This window comes from Pseudoalteromonas sp. NFXS39 (assembly GCF_040148775.1).
Lineage (GTDB): Bacteria > Pseudomonadota > Gammaproteobacteria > Enterobacterales > Alteromonadaceae > Pseudoalteromonas > Pseudoalteromonas apostichopi.
Map to the genome: position 1 here is coordinate 21,840 of NZ_JAGDEC010000006.1, position 21,517 is coordinate 43,356.

The 21,517-nt window shown below is 40.9% G+C and carries 15 protein-coding genes; 9 read left to right on the forward strand and 6 right to left on the reverse strand.

Annotated elements, in window-relative coordinates; all coding sequences use genetic code 11:
• Positions 1 to 5 precede the first annotated feature (5 nt).
• Both lipB and lipA read left to right on the forward strand, forming a co-directional pair.
• Positions 6 to 659, forward strand: coding sequence for a lipoyl(octanoyl) transferase LipB (gene lipB / locus J3455_RS12155; RefSeq protein ID WP_167658326.1), 654 nt, complete (start codon positions 6 to 8; stop codon positions 657 to 659).
• Positions 656 to 1,621 (forward strand): lipoyl synthase, encoded by a 966-nt coding sequence (gene lipA, locus J3455_RS12160; protein ID WP_130051157.1) that lies wholly within the window; start codon positions 656 to 658, stop codon positions 1,619 to 1,621. The genes lipB and lipA overlap by 4 nt, the downstream gene beginning before the upstream one ends.
• 58 nt (positions 1,622 to 1,679) lie before the next feature.
• On the opposite strand, the gene J3455_RS12165 is transcribed toward lipA, so the two are convergent.
• The gene (locus J3455_RS12165) at positions 1,680 to 2,273 is read right to left on the reverse strand and encodes a TetR/AcrR family transcriptional regulator (protein WP_294085646.1); all 594 of its coding nucleotides are present in this window, start codon (positions 2,271 to 2,273) and stop codon (positions 1,680 to 1,682) included.
• Positions 2,274 to 2,875: 602 nt separating this feature from the next.
• Between J3455_RS12165 and J3455_RS12170 the strand changes: the two genes are divergently transcribed.
• The gene (locus tag J3455_RS12170) at positions 2,876 to 4,501 is read left to right on the forward strand and encodes a M28 family metallopeptidase (RefSeq protein WP_349561838.1); all 1,626 of its coding nucleotides are present in this window, start codon (positions 2,876 to 2,878) and stop codon (positions 4,499 to 4,501) included.
• Positions 4,502 to 4,556: 55 nt separating this feature from the next.
• Here the strand turns inward: J3455_RS12170 and J3455_RS12175 are convergent, their stop codons facing one another.
• The 4 genes from J3455_RS12175 to fabB form a co-directional block, all read right to left on the reverse strand.
• On the reverse strand, positions 4,557 to 9,146 hold the full coding sequence (locus tag J3455_RS12175; RefSeq protein WP_349561839.1) for a FimV/HubP family polar landmark protein: 4,590 nt from the start codon (positions 9,144 to 9,146) through the stop codon (positions 4,557 to 4,559).
• 320 nt (positions 9,147 to 9,466) lie between these two features.
• Positions 9,467 to 10,483: an aspartate-semialdehyde dehydrogenase gene (locus J3455_RS12180; protein ID WP_167658330.1), complete on the reverse strand. Its 1,017-nt coding sequence runs from the start codon at positions 10,481 to 10,483 to the stop codon at positions 9,467 to 9,469.
• A 32-nt stretch (positions 10,484 to 10,515) separates the two neighbouring features.
• Complete coding sequence (locus J3455_RS12185) at positions 10,516 to 11,637, reverse strand: 4-phosphoerythronate dehydrogenase (protein WP_130051151.1); 1,122 nt, start codon at positions 11,635 to 11,637, stop codon at positions 10,516 to 10,518.
• Between the two features lie 140 nt (positions 11,638 to 11,777).
• Positions 11,778 to 12,992: a beta-ketoacyl-ACP synthase I gene (fabB, locus tag J3455_RS12190; protein WP_130051150.1), complete on the reverse strand. Its 1,215-nt coding sequence runs from the start codon at positions 12,990 to 12,992 to the stop codon at positions 11,778 to 11,780.
• Between the two features lie 179 nt (positions 12,993 to 13,171).
• Here fabB and mnmC point away from each other — a divergent pair, with 179 nt between their 5' ends.
• The 4 genes from mnmC (at position 13,172) to J3455_RS12210 (ending at position 18,562) form a co-directional block, all read left to right on the forward strand.
• A complete protein-coding gene (mnmC, locus tag J3455_RS12195; protein WP_349561840.1) occupies positions 13,172 to 15,232 on the forward strand; it encodes a bifunctional tRNA (5-methylaminomethyl-2-thiouridine)(34)-methyltransferase MnmC2/FAD-dependent 5-carboxymethylaminomethyl-2-thiouridine(34) oxidoreductase MnmC1 in 2,061 nt (686 codons plus the stop codon).
• Positions 15,233 to 15,358: 126 nt separating this feature from the next.
• On the forward strand, positions 15,359 to 15,994 hold the full coding sequence (locus J3455_RS12200) for an SDR family oxidoreductase (protein WP_256854570.1): 636 nt from the start codon (positions 15,359 to 15,361) through the stop codon (positions 15,992 to 15,994).
• Between the two features lie 245 nt (positions 15,995 to 16,239).
• Entirely contained in the window at positions 16,240 to 17,076 is an 837-nt protein-coding gene (locus J3455_RS12205) for a substrate-binding periplasmic protein (RefSeq protein ID WP_130051147.1), read from the forward strand.
• Between the two features lie 7 nt (positions 17,077 to 17,083).
• Positions 17,084 to 18,562: a methyl-accepting chemotaxis protein gene (locus J3455_RS12210; protein ID WP_130051146.1), complete on the forward strand. Its 1,479-nt coding sequence runs from the start codon at positions 17,084 to 17,086 to the stop codon at positions 18,560 to 18,562.
• Here the strand turns inward: J3455_RS12210 and J3455_RS12215 are convergent.
• The gene (locus J3455_RS12215; RefSeq protein ID WP_349561842.1) at positions 18,552 to 19,325 is read right to left on the reverse strand and encodes a sulfite exporter TauE/SafE family protein; all 774 of its coding nucleotides are present in this window, start codon (positions 19,323 to 19,325) and stop codon (positions 18,552 to 18,554) included. The genes J3455_RS12210 and J3455_RS12215 overlap by 11 nt on opposite strands.
• A gap of 204 nt (positions 19,326 to 19,529) precedes the next feature.
• Between J3455_RS12215 and J3455_RS12220 the strand changes: the two genes are divergently transcribed.
• Positions 19,530 to 20,246 carry an enoyl-CoA hydratase/isomerase family protein gene (locus tag J3455_RS12220; protein ID WP_239977747.1) on the forward strand — a complete coding sequence of 239 codons (717 nt, stop codon included), beginning with the start codon at positions 19,530 to 19,532 and terminating at the stop codon, positions 20,244 to 20,246.
• 263 nt (positions 20,247 to 20,509) lie between these two features.
• Complete coding sequence (locus J3455_RS12225) at positions 20,510 to 21,514, forward strand: alpha/beta hydrolase (RefSeq protein ID WP_349561843.1); 1,005 nt, start codon at positions 20,510 to 20,512, stop codon at positions 21,512 to 21,514.
• The last annotated feature ends 3 nt before the right edge of the window (positions 21,515 to 21,517 follow it).

Here is a 21,517-nt window from a genome sequence, read left to right on the forward strand (position 1 = left end):
AAATCGTGAGCGAAAGAGAATTAATCGTTCGTCAATTAGGTCGTCAGCGTTACATGCCAATTTGGCAAAAAATGCAATCTTTTACCGACACCCGTGATGAGCACACAGCCGATGAAATTTGGCTCGTTGAGCACGAGCCTGTATTTACTCAAGGCCAAGCTGGTAAAGCTGAGCATTTATTAAATACCGGTGATATCGAAGTGATCCAAGTGGACCGTGGTGGCCAAGTAACATACCACGGACCAGGCCAGCAAATGATGTATGTGCTGTTCAACTTACGTCGTTTAAAAATTGGTGTAAGAGAGCTAGTTACATGGCTTGAAGAGTGTATTATCGACACGCTAAAAGAATATGACATTGATGCCTACGCCAAAGCAGATGCACCTGGTGTCTACGTAAACGATAGTAAAATCGCCTCATTAGGCCTTCGTGTTCGCCGCGGTTGCTCTTTCCACGGTTTAGCACTTAATGTAAACATGGATCTAGCGCCATTTTTGCGTATAAATCCATGTGGCTATGCTGGCATGAACATGGTGCAAACAACCGACCTTAACGGTCCGCAAAACCTCGAGCAAGCAGGTGCAGGGCTTGTAAAACACATGATTAAAAAGCTTAATGCTACTGTGGTTAAGCATACTGAAGGGTTTGAAAACGAATGAATAAACCAGTCAAAATGGAACCAGGCGTAAAACTGCGTGATGCAGAAAAAATGGCGCTGATACCAGTTAAAGTTTTACCGACTGAAAAAAACGAAATGTTACGTAAGCCAGAGTGGCTGAAAATTCGCTTACCTAAATCAACCGAACGTATTGATGGTATTAAACAAGCGATGCGTAAACATGGTTTGCACTCAGTTTGTGAAGAGGCATCATGCCCTAACCTATCTGAATGTTTCAACCATGGTACAGCTACCTTTATGATTTTAGGTGCTATTTGTACTCGTCGTTGTCCATTCTGTGATGTTGCACACGGCCGTCCATTAAAGCCAGATGCAGCAGAGCCTGAAAAGCTAGCGCTGACCATTAAAGACATGAAGCTTAGCTATGTTGTTATTACCTCGGTAGACCGTGATGATTTACGTGATGGTGGTGCACAGCACTTTGCTGACTGTATACGTGAAATTCGTAAGCACAACCCAGAAATCACCATTGAAATTTTAGTGCCAGATTTTCGTGGTCGTATGGACAGAGCCCTTGATATCTTAATCGAGACGCCGCCAGATGTATTTAACCACAACCTAGAAACTGCACCGCGTTTATACAAATTAGCGCGTCCTGGTGCTGATTATAAGTGGTCACTTGAGCTTCTACGTCGTTTTAAAGAAGCGCACCCTAATGTGAAAACTAAATCAGGTTTGATGGTAGGTTTAGGTGAAGAGATTAGCGAAATCGAAGAAGTGTTACGTGACTTACGCGAGCATAACGTTGATATGCTAACAGTAGGCCAATACTTACAACCTTCTAAGCACCACTTACCTGTTAAACGCTATGTGCCGCCAGCAGAGTTTGATGCATTAAAAGACTATGCAGACGAAATTGGCTTTACTCATGCGGCCTGTGGTCCATTTGTTCGCTCAAGCTACCATGCTGACCAACAAGCAGCTGGTAAAGAAGTGAAGTAAGACTTCTTATAAATATAAAAAGCCCGCATCAAGCGGGCTTTTTTTATGAAACAGACAATCAGCGCCCATATCGCGCTAAGAACATTTTCACGGTTTCACTAATCACTTTACTATCAGAGTCGCCAGCTTGACGTTCAAAGCCATACAGCAATGGATAAAAAATTAAGGACTTTAATTGATATACAAATTGTTTTGCAGCGAACTCAACATCATCAATATTTAAAGCCTGCGCTTGGTTTCCTGCTTCTAAAAACGACACAAGGTCTTGCATGCAGCCCATGTTGTTACTAGCTAATGATTTAGCTAAATCAGGCTGTTTTAACATTTGCATGAAGGCTACTTTCGCCACTTTTAAAAACTCTTCAGAGGTTAGTAGCGCTACTTCTTGCTCGGCAATACAGGTTAACTGCTCTGCTATTGGCAAAGAAGCATCAAACACAACAGCTTGCTCTTGGCGTACTTTTTCAAACATAAACACAAGAATAGCCTGGAACAACACATCTTTATTTTCAAAGTGGTTATATACCGTACGCTTAGAGGCGCCCGCCAAGCTTGCAACCTGATCCATACTTGTATTCTCAACACCCTGCTGAAAAAATAATGTCTCTGCTGCATTCAAAATATCTAATCGCTTTCTCTGTGATAGTTTCATGTGCCCCTCCAATCAAGTTACTAGTGTACCGTAAAAACAAAAAATGCACTAGACAGTTTACTTTTACAACAAGCCACAAAAAACTACACAGGACATTTACTTATAATAAAAATTGAGATTTTCAAAAATGGTTAGCAATCGCCACTCTATCTTGATATAACCCAATTAACCCCTCAACAAAAAGCATACCAAGCGCAAGTATCATTCAGTACCCAGTCGTTGCCGAGGTTTTAGAACTCAAGATACCAAGATTAATAACACTTAATCGTTCACTTGATAGAGTAATACCAATTCGCTCATTAAGTGGTCTATTTTGAGGCAATAAACCCTCGTTGATAACAAGGCAAAAATTTCGTTATTTAGTTGTGATCGACAATTGCTCCTGCATGCTACCTTCTGCATCCATGCCGTCGTAAATAAGAAATTTTAACGCAGGTAGCGACAGGTTTAATCCCTCAAAATGATTAAGTATTATTACGGACTGGTATAAAAGTGCATTATTACCCTTTCATCCTGAATAATTAGTTATTTGCAGACTCTTTCTGGACAGTCCCCCTTCTCGTCCCATATAGTGAAACCTTGTGCAATCAACCAGAAAAACTATGACAACTCACCTTAAATATGCAAGCTTGGCACTTGCAGTTGGTTTATTCGGCTGCTCTGAGCAACCAATATCTAGCGCTAATAAGCCAAGTGCTGAAAACCATGAAGCCGTTAACATTGCCAATGTGCGCTCACATATTAAAACACTTTCCTCTGATGAATTCTTAGGCCGTGGCCCTTTGACTGAAGGAGAAACGCTGACCATTAACTATTTAGCTGACGAGTATAAAAAACTCGGCTTAACAGGTAGTTATAATGGCGAGTTTTTACAGCCAGTTACTATGGCAAAACTCACCCCAGATCAAAACATGACCCTAAAAGTGGGTGATTTAAGCTTTAATGCTGGCAGTGATTTTACCGCCCGCACTCAGCAAATTAACCCTGAGATTAATATTGATGGTTCTGATGTTGTGTTTGTTGGCTATGGCATTAATGCACCAGAATATAACTGGGATGATTTTGCTGATATTGATGTCAAAGGCAAAACCATTATCGTACTTGTTAATGATCCAGGTTTTGCGACCCAAGACGAAGCACTTTTCACAGGTAATGCCATGACCTACTACGGCCGTTGGACTTACAAATATGAAGAAGGTGCACGACAAGGCGCAAAAGCGGTATTCATCGTTCACGAAACAGCTCCTGCGGCATACCCTTGGAGCGTAGTTGAAAGCTCGAACACTGGCAGTAAATATACCTTAATCGACCAAGAGAAAAATGTTTCCGACATTCCTGTTATGGGTTGGATTGATGAGCAAGCTGCAAATGAAATCTTTGCTCAAGCCGGCCTTGATTATCAAACTGAAAAAGCCAATGCATTAAAAGCAGATTTTAAACCCGTAGATTTAAACGCTAAGGCAGAGCTGACACTGCAAAGTGATATCTCTCAAGCTCAGTCGCATAACGTTGTTGCAACCCTAAAAGGCAGCGAAACTCCTGATGAGTACATTGTAATTGGCGCACACTGGGACCACTTTGGTACGAAGCAAACTGATGACGGCGTAAAAATCTATAATGGTGCTGTAGATAATGCATCAGGTAGTGCAGCAACAGTGGAAATAGCCCGAATTCTTACCGAAATGCATAAGAACAAGCCATTCAAGCGCTCTATTATCTTTGCCAACTTTACGGCTGAAGAAACGGGACTTATTGGTTCTCAGCAATTTGCGACTGGCGAAATTGTACCAACCAAACAAATGGTCGCGTTGCTTAATATTGATGGTATGAACGTGCTAGACGGCGTTGACTACATATTGCAATACGGTAAAGGCATGTCTGAGATGGAAGACTACCTTGCAGATGCAGCTAAAGTACAAGGTCGTCATGTAAAAATGGACCCTCGTCCTCAAAATGGTTTGTTCTTCCGCTCTGATCACTTCTCTCTAGCTAAACAAGGCGTTCCAAGCTTACTATTTATGAGCCTAGGCGATACAGATCCTGATTATATTGCTCATAAATATCATAAAGAAGCTGACGACTATTCAGCCGAGTGGTCTATGGGTGGTGTTGAGCAAGATATTGAACTGATCGTTGATATTGCAGCCAAGCTTGCTAATAACGGTGATTGGCCAAAATGGAAAGCCGAGTCTGACTTCAAAGCTCGCCGCTTACAAGACAAGCAATAGCCTTCGCTTAGATATAAAAAACCGAGCTATTAGCTCGGTTTTTTATTGATTAATATTACTCACTTATCTTAGCTTTTAATGACTGTGCTTCTTCTTGCACTTCATCAGGGCCATTCGCTATCACATCTTCAATAGCTTGCAGTGCTGCATCAAAGTCGTCTATTTCGATATATGCCCTTGCTAGGTCCAGTTTAGCTGAGTAACCACCACTTTCGGCATCAACATCAGTTGGATTATCACCTGCAAGTAAGTCATTAAAATCACTCAATCCTACATCCATATCAACCTCGTCATAAGGTTCATGGTCTAGAGCTTCATCATCACTTTGTTCAAGTAATGAATCAATATCTACAAACTCATCAGCTGTAGCTTGTTGCCCTTGTTCATCTTGATCCTCTAAGACCGCTACTTCAGGTTCAACTGTCTGTTGACTTTCACCCTGTAAGTCTTCATTTAATAGGGCATTAAAATCAACATCAAATTCACTGGCATCAGCAATATCAGCTTCATCTGGCTCTGCTAATTCATTTAACAGCGCATCAAAGTCTGTTTGAGTGAGATCAGCCATAAAATCATCATCGATTTCATCATCTGACAGCTCACTTAAATCAGCCTCGTCAGCTAAATTAGACTCGATATCAGCTAATGTTTGCTCAGCTTCTGCAGCATCATCAAGTTCAATATCGTCTAATTCGAATTCAGGGAAATCCTCTAATTCGTCTTGGCTTTCAGCAACCTCATCATCAATTGGCTCTTCGCTAGTTAACTCTTTTGTGCCTTCATTTTCTGATTGTTCCGGCAAGTCGTCCTCAGAATCAAGAACATCATCTTCTGTGAATTCATTATCAAGCAAGATGTCATCATCAAAATCATCGTCTAACTGACCAAGCTCATTACCCGTTGCTAATGAGTTAGCAAGGTCTTGCTCTGCCTGACTTAACTGTAATGGCTCATCTTCGTCTAACTGATTAGAAGTGTCTTCATCAGATTCATCTAATTCAAAACCTGCTTCATCTAGCTCAAGTTCTGGATACTCTTCCAACTCTTGGCTAGGAGTCACCGTATCTTGCTGTAATGGCTCTTCATCGGCAGTTAAATCAAATTCATCGGTTAGGTCTTCATCTGCAAGTGGATCATCGCCTAAATCAATTTCAACTTCTTCAATGTCTTGCTCTGGTTCATCTATTGACCAATCTGGTGCTTCGACATAATCATCTTCTTCACCAATTTCATTTAATAACTCATCAACGCTTTTCAGTGATGAATCATCAAATTCATCTAGACTATCATCTTCATCTAATAGCTCATCGCTATCTTCATTAAACTCTTGATTTAACGCCTCATCAATATCAACTTCGTCACTATCATCCGCGTCATCAACCAACTCAGAGGCAATCGATTCAACATTCATGTCATCAACAGCTTGATCTGCATCGGCTAAATCTTCTAGCGACTCTTGTAGATTCTCATCATGCTCTGCACTGTCACTCTGTTCATGGCTTAAATCTGAGATCTGCGCTTCGGTGTCTTGCTTCAGCTCATTTGTTTGCTGAATAAGCTCTTCTAGCTCATCATCAACGTCAGAGTCCTGCTCATCACTGCTCTGTTCATCAAGCAAAGAGTCGATATCTGCTACATCTAGTTCATCATCTTGCGCAGCATTGTCATCAATATCTGAATCACTATCATCTGTTAACTCAGGTTCTTCTGACTCTGCATCAACCTCATCGAGTAATGAGTCGATGTCATCAGTATCAAACTCATCGCTTAAATCATCTGTAATAGGCTCTTCGGTAGGCTCTTCAGCGGATTCTTGTTCTGGCTCTTGTGCTTCATCTAATAATGAATCAATGTCGTCAACATCAAGAGCATCATCAAGCTCGTTTTCATCGATTAAATCGTCTGCACTAGGTTCTTCGATTAGCTCTTCAACAAGCTCTGCTTCAGGTTCTTGCTCTTCTTGTGCCTCATCTAATAATGAATCAATGTCGTCAACATCAAGAGCATCATCAAGCTCGTTTTCATCGATTAAATCGTCTGCACTAGGTTCTTCGGTTAGCTCTTCAACAAGCTCTGCTTCAGGTTCTTGCTCTTCTTGTGGCTCTAGATCGTCTTGTGCTTCATCTAATAACGCGTCAATATCGTCAACATCAAGAGCATCATCAAGCTCATTTTCATCGATTAAATCGTCTGCACTAGGTTCTTCGATTAGCTCTTCAACAAGCTCTGCTTCAGGTTCTTGCTCTTCTTGTGCTTCATCTAATAATGAGTCAATATCGTCAACATCAAGAGCATCATCAAGCTCGTCTTCATCGATTAAATCATCTGTACTAGGTTCTTCGGTTAGCTCTTCAACAAGCTCTGCTTCAGGTTCTTGCTCTTCTTGTGGCTCTGGATCGTCTTGTGCTTCATCTAATAGCGAGTCAATGTCATCAACATCCAGTGCATCATCATGGTCATCGTTTTCTACTGCATCATTCGCTTCAGCTGTTGGCTCTTCTGTTTGCGCTTCATCAATTAAGCTGTCGATATCAAGATCATCTTCATCAATGAGTTCATCTGCACTTGCCTCTTCGACAGGCGCTTGTTCTTCTTGAACTTCATCTAATAGCGAGTCAATGTCATCAAGATCATCGTTTTCTAATGCATCATTCGCTTCAGCTATTGGCTCTTCTGTTTGCGCTTCATCAATTAAGCTGTCGATATCAAGATCATCTTCATCAATGAGTTCATCGGCACTTGTCTCTTCGACAGGCGCTTGTTCCTCTTGAACTTCATCTAATAGCGAGTCAATGTCATCAACATCCAGTGCATCATCAAGATCATCGTTTTCTAATGCATCATTCGCTTCAGCTGTTGGTTCTTCTGTTTGCGCTTCATCAATTAGGCTCTCGATATCAAGATCGTCTTCATCAATGAGTTCATCGGCACTTGTCTCTTCGACAGGAGCTTGTTCCTCTTGAACTTCATCTAATAGCGAGTCAATGTCATCAACATCCAGCGCATCATCAAGATCGTCGTTTTCTATTGCATCATTCGCTTCGGCTGCTGGCTCTTCTGTTTGCGCTTCATCAATTAGGCTGTCGATATCGAAATCATCTTCATCAATAAGTTCTGCTTCAACGTTAGTTGTTGCGGCATCATTATTTTCATCTAGTAAATCATCAATATCGTCTAGGTTTACTTCTTGATTAGAATCTGTGTTATTTTGCTCATCAATTAAGCTATCAATGTCAAAATCATCTTCAGCGTCATCTTCTGCGAGCTCTTCACTAAGCGCTGCCATTTCATCATTCGCGTTATCTAACGAGTCATCTTCATCAGTATCAAATAAGTCGTCAATATCGTCAGCACTTAAAATATCACCAGATGAATCAGCTTGAGGCTGCCCACTATCAAGATCAATTTCATCACCCAAACTGTCGTCATCGGTTTGATCGAAATCTTGCTGCAAAAATGCATCTAAATCATCATCGTCAGCATTACTTGAAGACTCATCATTAAACTCGATGTCATCACTTAATAGCCCTTCTAGCTCATCTTGATTTAGAACACTGTCGTCTTCATCAAAGCTATCATCAATGCTGTCGTCAAAAATGATGTCATCATCTGGCAACATGTCTTGGTCTAAGTCATCATCTAAACGAACACTCAAGTCGTCATTTTCTTCAACCGGATCTGGAACTAGTGGATCACTTTCTACTATCGACTCTAACTCATCATCAGGATTATAACTTGGACTTTGTGGTAAAAATTCATCGTCGTCACTGCCATCAGTGTCATCGCTAGAGTTGTTACGTTTTTTCAAAAACATCACAACAGCAGCAATGATTAGTAATGCAGGAATAAACATTAATGCACCGAGAACAAATGGGTTACTCAGTAAATCCGAAAAGTTGAACCCACTGTCCTCTTCAATCTTTTTTGCTTTTTGCTGCTCTATGATTTCATTTTGTTTAGTGATCAGTTCTTTCAGCTGCTTTTGAATTTCACTGTCTTGGCCAAGTTGATCTCGAACGGTTTCAAGCTCTTTAGAGATACCTGTAAGTTGTTTTTTGAGCTTATTGTTCTCTGCTAAGATTTCTTCAACATTTTCAACCGACGATTTAAACTGCTTTTGTAACTCGACAAGCTGCGTGCCCTGTTCTGTTTTAATGGTGTTGATTTCTTGCTTAAGCTCTTGCTTTGCTTCGTCTACATCAACTTTACGGGCTTGGGTGACTTTCTTTTGCGATTCATTGATTTCAGCGGTAGTCAAAGTACCGTTTTTCTTCTTTTCCCATAGCTCATCATCTTGTTCAGAACGCGCTTTTGCTAGCGTCGGATTGACCGCACGCATTTCGGCAATAGTTGGGATTTTTAGATATGCGCCATCACGCATATGATTAAGGTTTTGGTCTAAAAATGACGATGGGTTTTTGTCATACAAAGCTTGCATGACCTGATAAATACTTACAGAGTTGTCAGGGCGAATTTTAGCGGCAATGCGCCATAATGTATCGGTCGGTTTAATTGGACCAATAGAGCGCCCCTGCGCACCGTAATCGACACCTTTAGGGCCTTTAAGTGTGGTGCCTTCATCAGAGTATGTCGGTGTTACCACCAATGCAGACGCTAATATGAAGAGTGTTGCTAAACCGCGCATGCTGATCCTTTATGTTTTAAATGTTAACACAGCAACCTTAGTTGCTTAAACATCAAGTAATTCTTGCAGAATTGATTCTTAATTATGTTTTCTTGCAAGCTCTATTCCAGCTGCAAACTATAACTTAGTTGCCTTGCAATATCTATTGCAACACCTTGATAGTAAATAGCTTAAATAATAGCGGCTGAGAGGCTTTTTTATTGTTATCGTTAAGTTTATACGCTTTTACAACGTATGCGGCAATAATTTGGCAGTGAATTCACAAAAAAAGCGGCAAATTGCCGCTTTTTCTCAAATTTAGCTCAGCCTAAATCATCAGTTTACAAGTAATTTGCGATTAGCTCTTCAGCAATCTGCACACTATTTGTTGCTGCACCTTTGCGCGTGTTATCACTAACAACCCACATATTTAAACCATGTGGATGCGAAATATCAGCACGTAAACGACCCACGTAAACCGTGTCATTACCACTGGCGTCTGACACCGCTGTTGGATAATCGGCTAAGTCTTCAATAAACTCTACACCTGGTGTATCGTTTAATAGCTGCTTAACATGTTCAATATCTACTGGCATACGCGTTTCAATATTAATCGCTTCACTGTGACCAAAGAACACGGGTACACGAACACAAGTAGGGTTAACCACAACACTGTTATCACCTAAGATTTTTTGTGTTTCGTTGACCATTTTCATTTCTTCGCGGGTATAACCGTTATCTTCAAAACTGTCGATTTGTGGGATCACGTTAAAGGCGATTTGTTTAGGGAAAACAGCATTATCCATTGGGCGTGCATTCATTAAGTTCGCTGTTTGTTTAGCTAGTTCATCAACCGCTTCTTTGCCCGCACCTGATACTGCTTGATAAGTTGATACGTTAATGCGGTCAATACCATAAGCGTCATAAATAGGCTTTAACGCCACCAACATTTGAATAGTTGAGCAGTTAGGGTTTGCAATGATGTTGCGGTTTCTGAAATCCGCTAAGCTTGATGCATTCACTTCAGGAATAATTAATGGTACGTCAAAGTCATTACGAAAGTGTGATGTATTATCAATCACTACACAGCCTGCGTCTGCCGCAATGGGTGCGTATTTTTCAGAGACACTACCGCCTGCTGAAAATAAACCAATGTGAGCTTGGCTAAAATCAAACTCTTCAACATCGATTACTTCAAGGCTTTCACCGCGAAATTGAATTTCTTCACCGGCACTACGGCTACTTGCGAGTAAAAATAATTGGTCTACCGGAAACTTACGATCTTCCAAAGTTTCGATAATTTGACGACCCACTAAACCTGTGGCACCTAATACGGCTACATTAAATTTTTGCGACATGTGTTTTCCTCTTTTGAATAAAGCAAATGACTTTATTCGTTAATTCTAAATCCCAGTGCAGCTAATGCGCCTTCACATGCACTGTTAGCAGCCACCGACAAAGTACTAAACTCTCGTCGTGGCGGGTAATTCTTACGCAAACTATCAAAGCCTTCGCTTGCTAATTTACTTCGTAAAATGCCATCGTCACGACGTACATCATAAATTAAGTGCACCAAGCGGCCGATATCGTCTTGGTTAAAGGTTTCACCTAATGTGACAGAATGACTAATTGGCTCTGGTAAAAAGTCGTCCAGAGATTTAAGTGCTGCGATACCTTCAAGCTCACATACTTTCTGATACAGCATTTGTGTACCGCGGGCCTTACCTTCGAGTGTATGCCCTGCAATATGCACGCTGGCATAACGCACATAATCAAGCAGAGGAGTCAGTATATTGGGTTCGTTTTCCCAAACATCAAGCACGCAATCTAATTTTGCGCCTTGTTTAAACAGTGCAAGCAATGCTTTGTTATCAATCACATCACCACGGCTTGCATTGATAATAGTCATTCCAGGCTTAAGTGCCTTTAAGCGCGTTTCGTCTAGCATGTGCAAGGTTTTATGTGGCCCTTGCTTAACCAGCGGCACATGAAAAGTTACGATATCAGCTTGAGCTAATAATGCGTCTAACTCAATATGCTCTGCCAACTCACCGGCTTCATGTTTTGGTGGATCGCATAGCAGCACATTCATACCAAGCAGGCTTAGCTTATCACGTAAACAGCTGCCTATGCTGCCAACGCCAACTATACCTATAGTTTTACCTTGTAATGAGCTGGAATTTTCTTGGCTCAAAGAATATAAACTGCTAATAACATATTCAGCGACTGCAACTGCATTACAACCTGGTGCGCTACTAAATGCTATATTTCGCTCAGCGAGTAGTTCGGTATCAATGTGATCAACACCTATAGTTGCTGTGCCCACAAATTTTAATTTATCTGCTTGAGTTAATAAGCTTTTATCTACATTCGTAACAGAGCGGGTTAACAAAATATCGACCCCGACAAGCTGCTCTGGCTGTAGACTACGACCATCAAATCGCTCAACATCACCAAAATCGGCAAAGTACTGCTCAACCAATGGCATATTTTGATCTGCAAGAATTTTCATTTGTGTGTCCGAAAGGCAGAAAGTGGCGCTATTGTAGCGAATTTATCAGTATTCGGATAGGTAACAACTAAGACGATTTTGGGGTTATTTATGTGAAAAAGCCGAGCAATTGCTCGGCTTTAAGCAAATACTGGAGAGGTTTAACCTTTATATTTGCTCATTACTAGTGTGGCGTTAGTGCCACCGAAACCAAAGCTGTTAGACATTACATTGTTAAGTTCAACGTCTTTACGCTCAGTTACGATATTTAGACCTGCAGCTTGCTCATCTAGTTCATCAATGTTGATAGATGGAGCAACAAAGTTATGCTCAAGCATTAATAACGAGAAGATTGCTTCGTGAACACCTGCTGCACCTAAAGCGTGACCTGTCATCGCTTTGGTTGCACTGATCATTGGTGAATTACCACCAAATACTTCTTGAATAGCACCAAGCTCTTTAACGTCGCCAACAGGTGTTGAAGTACCGTGGGTATTTAAGTAATCAATACCGCCTTCAAGACCTTGCATTGCTTGTTTCATACAACGAACTGCGCCTTCACCTGATGGAGCTACCATATCGTAGCCGTCAGATGTTGCACCGTAGCCTGTGATTTCTGCGTAAATATGCGCGCCACGAGCAAGTGCATGCTCAAGTTCTTCAACAACAACGATACCGCCACCGCCAGAGATAACAAAACCGTCACGGTTTGCATCGTATGTACGTGATGCTTTCTCTGGTGTTTCATTGTACTTAGTAGACAATGCACCCATTGCATCGAATTCCATAGCGAGTGTCCAGTGAAGCTCTTCACCACCACCTGCAAAAATTACGTCTTGCTTACCTAGTTGAATTTGCTCAACCGCATGACCAATACAGTGTGCTGATGTTGCACACGCAGAACTTATTGAATAGTTAACACCTTTAATTTTGAATGGTGTTGCAAGACACGCTGAAGTCGTACTCGCCATAGTACGCGGTACCATGTATGGACCAACACGTTTTACGCCTTTTTCACGTAAAATATCAGCCGCTTCAACTTGCCATTTAGATGAACCACCACCTGAACCCACTAATAAACCAGTGCGCTCGTTTGAAACTTGCTCTTCACTAAGGCCTGCATCTGCAATTGCTTGAGACATTGAAATATAAGCGTATGCAGCAGCATCGCCCATAAAACGCATTGCTTTACGATCAACAAACTCTTTAACATCAATATCGATTTTGCCAGATACATTACTACGTAGGTTGTAGTCAGCAAATTCTTGGTTGAACGCAATACCACTACGGCCTTGTTTTAATGATTCTAATACTTCTTCTTTGTTGTTACCGATGCTTGAAACAACACCGATGCCCGTAATAACGGCTCTTCTCATGGGTAATTACCTTAGCTCTATACTAAATTGTGTTCTATTTTACGCTGAAATTACTTTCGAAGTGGTCAGCTTTCTAGCGTACACATGTACTCTGAATGTCTAGCTTATAAATAACGCCAGACTATTTCAAAGAAAACACGTAAAATAATGAAAAAAGTTTGTAGTTAATTAGTTAAACCATGATCAAAAACGCACATATTCATTTTAATCACCTTGGTACCCCTGTCGCCGATCAGTTTGACGATGTTTATTTCTCTAATGACGATGGCTTAGCCGAATCACATTATGTGTTCTATCAACAAAACCATATCCCGCAACGATTACAAAATCATGACCGTAACCACTTTACGATTGCTGAAACAGGCTTTGGTACGGGGCTTAACTTTTTAAATACTTGGCAACACTTTGCTGCTTACCTTGATAGGCAGCATGCAGAGCTAGAAGTTCAAAATCAACACGACCTTAGTGGTAAAAAAACTGACAAAAAAAGTGTTAACCGCCTGCACTTTATCTCTTTTGAAAAGTTTCCTATTAAGCGTGATGATCTCGCCCAAGCACTCAAAGCCTGGCCTAATTTAAATGAATATAGTGAGCAACTGATTGCTCAATACCCTATTAATCTGGCAGGTTGTCATCGCCTTGAATTTGCAGGCGGCAAACTAATACTCGATCTTTATTTTGGTGACGTGCAAGACAGTATTGATACCATGAGCTACCCAAGCGAAGGGGTTGTTGATGCGTGGTATTTAGATGGCTTTGCACCAAGTAAAAACCCAGATATGTGGCAGCAAAGCTTATTCAACAAGATGCGAGCTATCTCAAGAGCAAACGCCACACTCGCCACTTTCACGGCCGCAGGCTTTGTAAGAAGAGGACTCATCGAAGCGGGCTTTAGCATGAGTAAAGCAAAAGGCTATGGCAAAAAGCGCGAAATGCTGATTGGCGAGCTCACCGAACCTAATGAGCAACAATCAGGGCCTGCGTATTTTGCTCATCAGCAAAGTGAACTGAGTAATGTAGCTGTTATCGGCGGCGGTATTGCCAGTAGCAGTGTACTGTATTCACTGGCAAAAAGAGGCCTAAAAGCCACGCTTTTTTGCCAGGATGAAGCGCTTGCCATGGGCGCTTCACATAATGTGCAAGGAGCTGTTTATCCGCATCTACAAGCGAAGAATTCACCGCACAGTGAAATGTTTGCCCATAGCTTTTTATATGCGATGCGTCTTTACCAGCAATTACTTGATGATGGTTTTGACTACCCTCACCAATGGTGTGGTGTATTGCAACATGCAGTTAAACAAGGTCTAGCAGATAAACATCAAAACCTTGCCGATAAAGCGCTTTGGCCAGCTGAATTAATGCGTAATGTAAGCGCTGAAGAAGGTGACGAAATTGCCGGCGTGGATACGGGTTATTCAGGTGTATTCTTTGCAAAAGGCGGCTGGGTAAATCCACCAGCTCTGGTTAAAGCACTATTTAATGCCGCAAATTCTTTAAGTGCGACTACCAATAATAAAATGGACAGTCACTTTAATTGCCATATTGAAAAGTTAGAAAAAACCGCTGATGGCTGGTTATTACACACTAAAGAGCAAACATTCGGACCATTTAGCGATGTAATTAACTGTGCTGGTGAACACAGCGATCAGTTCAGTCAAACTCGCGCTCTGCCCGTTGTGGGTGTGCGCGGCCAAGTCTCGCATGTGCAAGCAAGCGAGCAGTCAAAACGCCTAAAGACCGTGCTTTGCCATAAGGGCTATTTTACCCCTGAATATCAGGGTCATCATTGTATGGGCGCGACCTTTGAAAAAAACTCAAAAAGCCGTGAAGTTAAAGAGCAAGACAACCACACCAATCGCGAACAACTATTAAGTTTTTACACAGACAGCGAGTTTGCAACGACCTTAGGTGAGATAACAGCGGCAAAAGCAGCTGTAAGATGCACCTTCATCGACCATCTACCCATGGCTGGTGAGTGGGCTGAACAAAGTGATTATGTAAGCGCGTTTGCCAATCTTCGCTTAGGTAAGCGATATCAGTACCAAACTTTAACGAAACCTCTGCAAGGCTTGCATGTACTCACTGGCTTTGGTGCAAGAGGCCTGTGCAGTGCCCCTTTATGTGCAGAGCATTTAATTGCTTGTTTAAACAATGAACCAAGACCATTTAGCGAACGCGTGAGTCAAGCTATTCACCCCGCCCGCTTTATTGTACGCGACCTAATTCGTAATAAAATATAATGATTCGATGGGGCTTTAATTAGCCCCGTTATTTTTCTTGATTACAATTTCGTTTTTAGTTTCCCCTTTAAAAATAAATTCACACCCCAAGGTCTTTACTTACAAAGCAATTAGAAGGAGTTTGATATGAAGACCTTAATCATTGGTGCAACGGGTCAAATAGGTAAAATGACCACCGAAAAAATGCTGGCAAGTGGTCATGACGTGGTGGCTTTGGTTCGAGATAAAAGCAAGCTGAGCACGCTTGAAAGTAGTCATTTAACGATTGTCGAGCAAGACCTCGAAAACGATTTTAGTCGCGCCTTCGAAGGCGTTGAACAAGTTATTTTTAGTGCTGGCTCTGGTGGGTCAACGGGTGCAGATAAAACCTTACTGATTGATTTATGGGCTGCAGTAAAAGCGATTAATTATGCGGTTGATGCCAAAGTTAAGCACTTTATTATAGTCAGTTCAATTGGCGCTGACGCCCCAGATAATATCGAAAGCAGTATAAAACCGTATTTAGTGGCAAAACACATGGCTGATCAACATTTGATCAATAGCGAATTAAACTACAGCATAGTCAGACCCGGCACACTGAAAAATGATGCAGCAACTGGATTATTAACAACTACGCGACCTGCAACTCGCCAAGATGCAGTGATCAACCGTGAAGATGTAGCAGATACCCTGCTATACCTTGCTGAACATACACCGAAAAAACCACAAGTGTTTGAATTATTTAATGGTGATAAGTCAATCGACAGTCTACTGAACGATTGATACCAATTTGCTTAATTAAGTGGTCTATTTTGAGGCAAGAAAACCTTGTTGATAGCAAGGCAAAAATTTCGTTATTTAGTTGTTTAAATCAGAAATTTTTAACGCAGATAGCGACAGGTTTAATCCCTCAAAATGATTAAGTATTATTGCGGATTGGTATGAATACGTATGCATAAGAAATAAGATTGAGAAAGCGCGTAAAGCACTTTAGTTTATTGTTTACATAATAATAACAAAGGTGCTTTATGCGTCATTTTGCTTTTCTTTTTTGCTTTGCTTTTACATCTGCTTGTTATGCCGCACCGGTAAAAGTACAGAGCTACAGTGGCGATACCTCCCTTCCCCACAAATTATTGATCAGCGCCATTGAACGGGCTGGCTTAGATTATGTTCACCCTTACGAAACCAATAAAGATATCTCTAACGCGCGTATCCTAAACGATGTAAAAAACAACCAGCTTGATGTGATGTGGAGCATGACATCAACTCAGTTAGAGCAAGATTATCAGGCCGTTTATATTCCTTTGTTTCGTGGCTTACTTGGCATGCGAGTAGCAATTGTAAAAGCTCAAAACCGCGAGCTGTTTAGCTCGGTAAATAGCTTGCAAGATTTAAAACGCTTCACCGCTGGGCAAGGTAAAACTTGGCCAGATACTAAAATATTAAAAGCGAACCAATTGCCCGTTGTTACCACATTAAAATACCCTAACTTATTCCCTATGCTTGAAGGCGAGCGTTTTGATTACTTCCCACGTGGTGTGAATGAGCCTTGGGATGAAATTGCCAACCACTCAGAACTTAACCTTACGGTTGAACCACACTTGGTAATTAAATACACCGCCCCTCTTTACTTTTTCGTCAACAAAAACAATCACACACTACACAAGCAATTAAATGATGCCCTAAAAGAGATGATTGAAGATGGCACATTTAACGCGATGTTTTTGGCAGACAGCCAAGTACAAATGGTTTTATCAAAAGCCAACTTAAGCTCGCGTCGCGTTATTGAGCTAGATAACCCAACGCTATCGTCGAACACACCTAATAAAAATAGCCCTTTGTGGTTTAACCCATTTCAATGAGCGCACAATGAAATCATTAAAATATAAAATGACCTTGGCACTGTCTTTGTGCCTTTTACTTAGCGTGATCTTTGTGATCAGCGCAAACTACCTACTTGCAAAATCGAATCAAACACAACAATGGCAAGAAGACATCACTGCCCTTAATGAGCAAATGCAGGTTATTTTAGCTGAACCGGTATTCTCTTATGACGAGCCGTTAATCAATCAGATTATTAAAGCCTTTTCGCAAAACAAACATGTACATAGCATTTCAGTGACAGATCATCGTAATAAGCCACTTGCCGCTATCACTAAGCAAAGCAATAACGCATCAGTTAGCAAAACTATTGATTTACACTATTTAGATAATTTAATTGGCCATATAAAAATTGGTTACTCACAACAAGCACTGCATAGCACCATTGCTGAGTCGACACGCACCATGTTTATTACCTTGCTGGTCTCTTTTATCGCCTTGGGTGCGGTGATTATTTATATCGTGCGACTGTTAGTGATAAAACCTATCGATAGCGTAAACAGCCTTGTTGATGAAATTGTCAAAGGTGAAGGCGACCTTACAAAACGCATTAGCTATCAATCTAGTGATGAAATTGGCTATTTAGTTGATGGTTTCAATCGATTTATAGCGCAGGTGCAAGAAATCATCACTGAGTTAGGCAGCACAGCCAGCGAGCTTGAAATGATTGCCAGCACAGTAAACGAAGCCTCAGTGCGCTCTAAAAACGAAGCCGAGCTTGAATATAACCGCACAGATTCTGCAACCAATGCGCTTAGTCAGTTAAGTGAGGCAACCAAAGAAATTGCGCAAGGGGCTAATCAAACCGCGCAGCAAACAACCGACGTACATCGCTTATGCCAGCAGGGCGAACAAAACATGAATGCCAATGGTAACATGGTGGATGAGTTAGCAGCACAGCTCGACCACACATCAAACGTAGTAAAACAGTTAAACGCCAGCAGTAATGAAATTAGCCAAGTGCTCGATGTTATAAAAAGTATTGCTGAGCAAACCAATTTACTGGCTCTAAATGCTGCTATTGAAGCGGCTCGTGCTGGTGAATCTGGCCGTGGTTTTGCCGTGGTGGCCGATGAAGTAAGAGCGCTTGCTAGTAAAACCTATGATTCAACGTCTGAGATTGAGTCGATTATTGTATCGCTACACAATAATACCTCTGATTGCGTAACAGCAACAGAGCAAAGTAAGTCACTCAGCGATAAAGTGAGCCAAGCGAATCAAAAAAGCCAAGCGGTATTTAAAGATATTGCTAAACAAATCAATACCATTAATCAAATGAACGAGAGCGTTGCAGCAAGTTCTGAAGAGCAAACCAGTGTTACCGCTGATATCTTAAATACTATGCAGCTTATTAACCAAGGCGCTAAGAGCCTATCGCAAGAAGCTCAGCACCTTGATAACACCATAGGCCAACTCAATGAATTAGAACATGGCATCGTTGCCAAACTGGGTTTGTTTAAATATTAAAAGCCATGATCCCCTGCCACGCGAGTTGCAGGGAAAGCACTGTTAACACTAAACGAAAAATCTTTTTAAATTTGTCTGACGAAATGCGGTGCAATAACTTAAGGCCAAGCCAAGTGCCTAATGCACCGCTCATTATCATGAGCATAACCAAAGGCAACCACTGCCAAAATGAAAACCCCACAGCCCCATATAAAATCGCTTTTAAGGTATGTTGCACTGTCATACAGCTTGAAAATGTGGCGGTAAATTTAAGCTTATTATAATTATTTACATATAAGCAGCTGCCAACCAAAGGCCCACTTGCTCCTACAAACATCGAGATAAACGTGGTCCAAAGCCCTGCAAGAACGCGCCATAACTTTGAGGTTTCTCTAAGCTTTGGCGTCACACCCCACAGTAAATAAAGCACAAAGGCAGCGACCACTATTTTCATTAATTCAAGCGGTATTGATGTGACAATCGTTGAGGCAACCAACGCCCCGATGACTCCCCCTAAAGAGAAGTACACAAACATCGAAGTATCAATATGTTTAAACGTGAATAAAAAGCGATTTGCGTTCGAGCCTAATTGTACTAAACCATGCACAGGAATAACCAAACTCATAGGTAGTATTGATGCCATGATCACCAGCAGCATTAACCCACCACCTGCACCAAAAGCCGCTGAAATCATTGAAGTAAAGCCCGCAACTACAATGAGCATTATTGTGCTGATCGGACTTAATAAATCTCCACCCAAAAACTGCCAACTGATCAAATCCATTGTTCTGCTTTAAATAATGTGTTTAACCTAAAGCTACCATGACTAATCACTATTAGCGACAAATTGGAAAACCCTTTCGACTAAAAGACCATATCAACCAAAAGAGAAGTGCCCCTAAATTCACGACTGGTCAGACTTGTGGTTTATTTTGTCAAGGCGATGGTATATAACTATGCCCACGACACAATAAAATAAAGGCGTAGCATGACACTGATGAATGTAAGTACACAAGGATCTGTTGCTATTTTAACGATGACAACAGCTGAAAATCGCCACAACCCTGCTTTTGCAGAGGCTTTTTTAACTTGCCTTGACGAAATCGAAAGTAACCCTGAGCACAAAGCACTAGTGATCACTTCAAGCAGCGAAAAATCATGGAGTTTGGGCATAGATACTGATTGGCTTATGCCCGCATTAAAAACACAAAAATTTGCAGAAGTAAGTGGCTTTATGCATTCAATGGATGCTGTATTTAAACGCTTATTACTCTTCCCAATGCCAGTTATTGCAGCGATCAATGGCCACGCTTTTGGTAACGGCGCTATTTTATCGTGTGCTTGTGATTTTAGGTTTATGCAAAGCGATCGTGGTTTTTTCTGCTTCCCCGAAGTTGACTTATCAATCCCGTTTTTACCGGGCATGCTCGCCTTTATTAAAAAAGCCATTCCAGACTATCGCTTTAACGAGATGATGCTAACAGGGCGCCGCGTTACCGCAGGCGAACTTGCTACTGATCATGTAATCGAACAAGCCTGCCCAGACAACGAAACTTTATTTAATACCGCCCTCGAATTTGCCAGCCAGTTCGATAAAAAACGTGCTATTTTCGCAGAGCACAAAAAGCGCCTACACAAACATATTATCGACACCATAGATATCGAAAACAAACCGATTATTGATGCTGTGCAGTTGGTTGTTTAGAAAACAATCGCTGTAACTGGACAAAGGTGTCTTCGAGTTGAAGGCACCTAAAACCAAATCATTAAAAAAAACAACCCAATTAACCCAGATAAAACTCAAAAGCGGTTTTAACAAACCTAATAAAAAGAAACTAGAATTTTTTATAGAAAGCTCCAACCCCACCATAAATATTACTTATTTTTATAATAAAACACCCAAAAAACTTGATTAAAAAACAAACGATGACAACTTTTATATTTACCAATATAAAAGGAGTTATAATCATGCTTTCGAATTTAATCATATGTACTAGAGATACCAAAAAGAAAGGTAAAAAAGAGTTTTTCATTTCAGAACCTGGTGCTACTAGATATCTAGAAGTAAACGATGGAAATTTTAATCCCCACCCTACTGAAACAGTTTTAAATAGAGGTGACTGGCTTGAAAAAGTAATTAACAGAGCAACTAATAATAGGAAAAGAGTTCACCCCAAGGGACACCCACTTGAAGGGTATACCTACGGTGACATCCTAATATTTGTACATGGATATAATAATAGTATTAAAGATATTATGATTCGCCATGACTTATTACAAAAGAACTTAAACAAGCTAGGGTTTAAAGGTGCGATAGTTAGTTTCGATTGGCCCAGCGCTAACGCGGCACTAAACTACTTAGAAGACCGAAGCGATGCTCTAAAAACAGCTGAGAGTTTAGTAAAAGACGGCATTATGCTTTTAGCTATGAATCAAGCTAATGAGAATAATCTGAAGTGCGATGTAGATATCCATTTGATTGGCCATAGTACTGGTGCTTATGTAATCCGGGAAGCATTCTACAAAGCAGACCAAAACAGAAAGCTAGAGCGTATAAATTGGAATGTCAGCCAAGTAGCTATTATTGGTGGCGATATTTCAAGAAAATCAATGCAAAGCGATGATAAAAAATCCAGTTCTTTATTCGCTCATGCGACAAGAATTACTAATTACCAAAACCCAAGAGACTCTGCTTTAAAGCTTTCAAATGTTAAACGCTTTGGCACGCAACCACGAGTTGGCCGTGTTGGAGTACCTGATAACAGCCCTTCCAATGTAGTAAATGTCAATGTAGAGAAGCACTGGTTAACATTGGAAAAAGTTAAAAGTAATGCTAACTGGTCACACTCTTGGCATTTCTATGATGATTATTTTTGCGAAGATCTACTTTTTACAATTAATGGTGACTTAGATAGACACTCAATACCAACAAGAGTTGTTGAAAACGGGAAGCTTTATCTTAGAAAAAATTAAAAT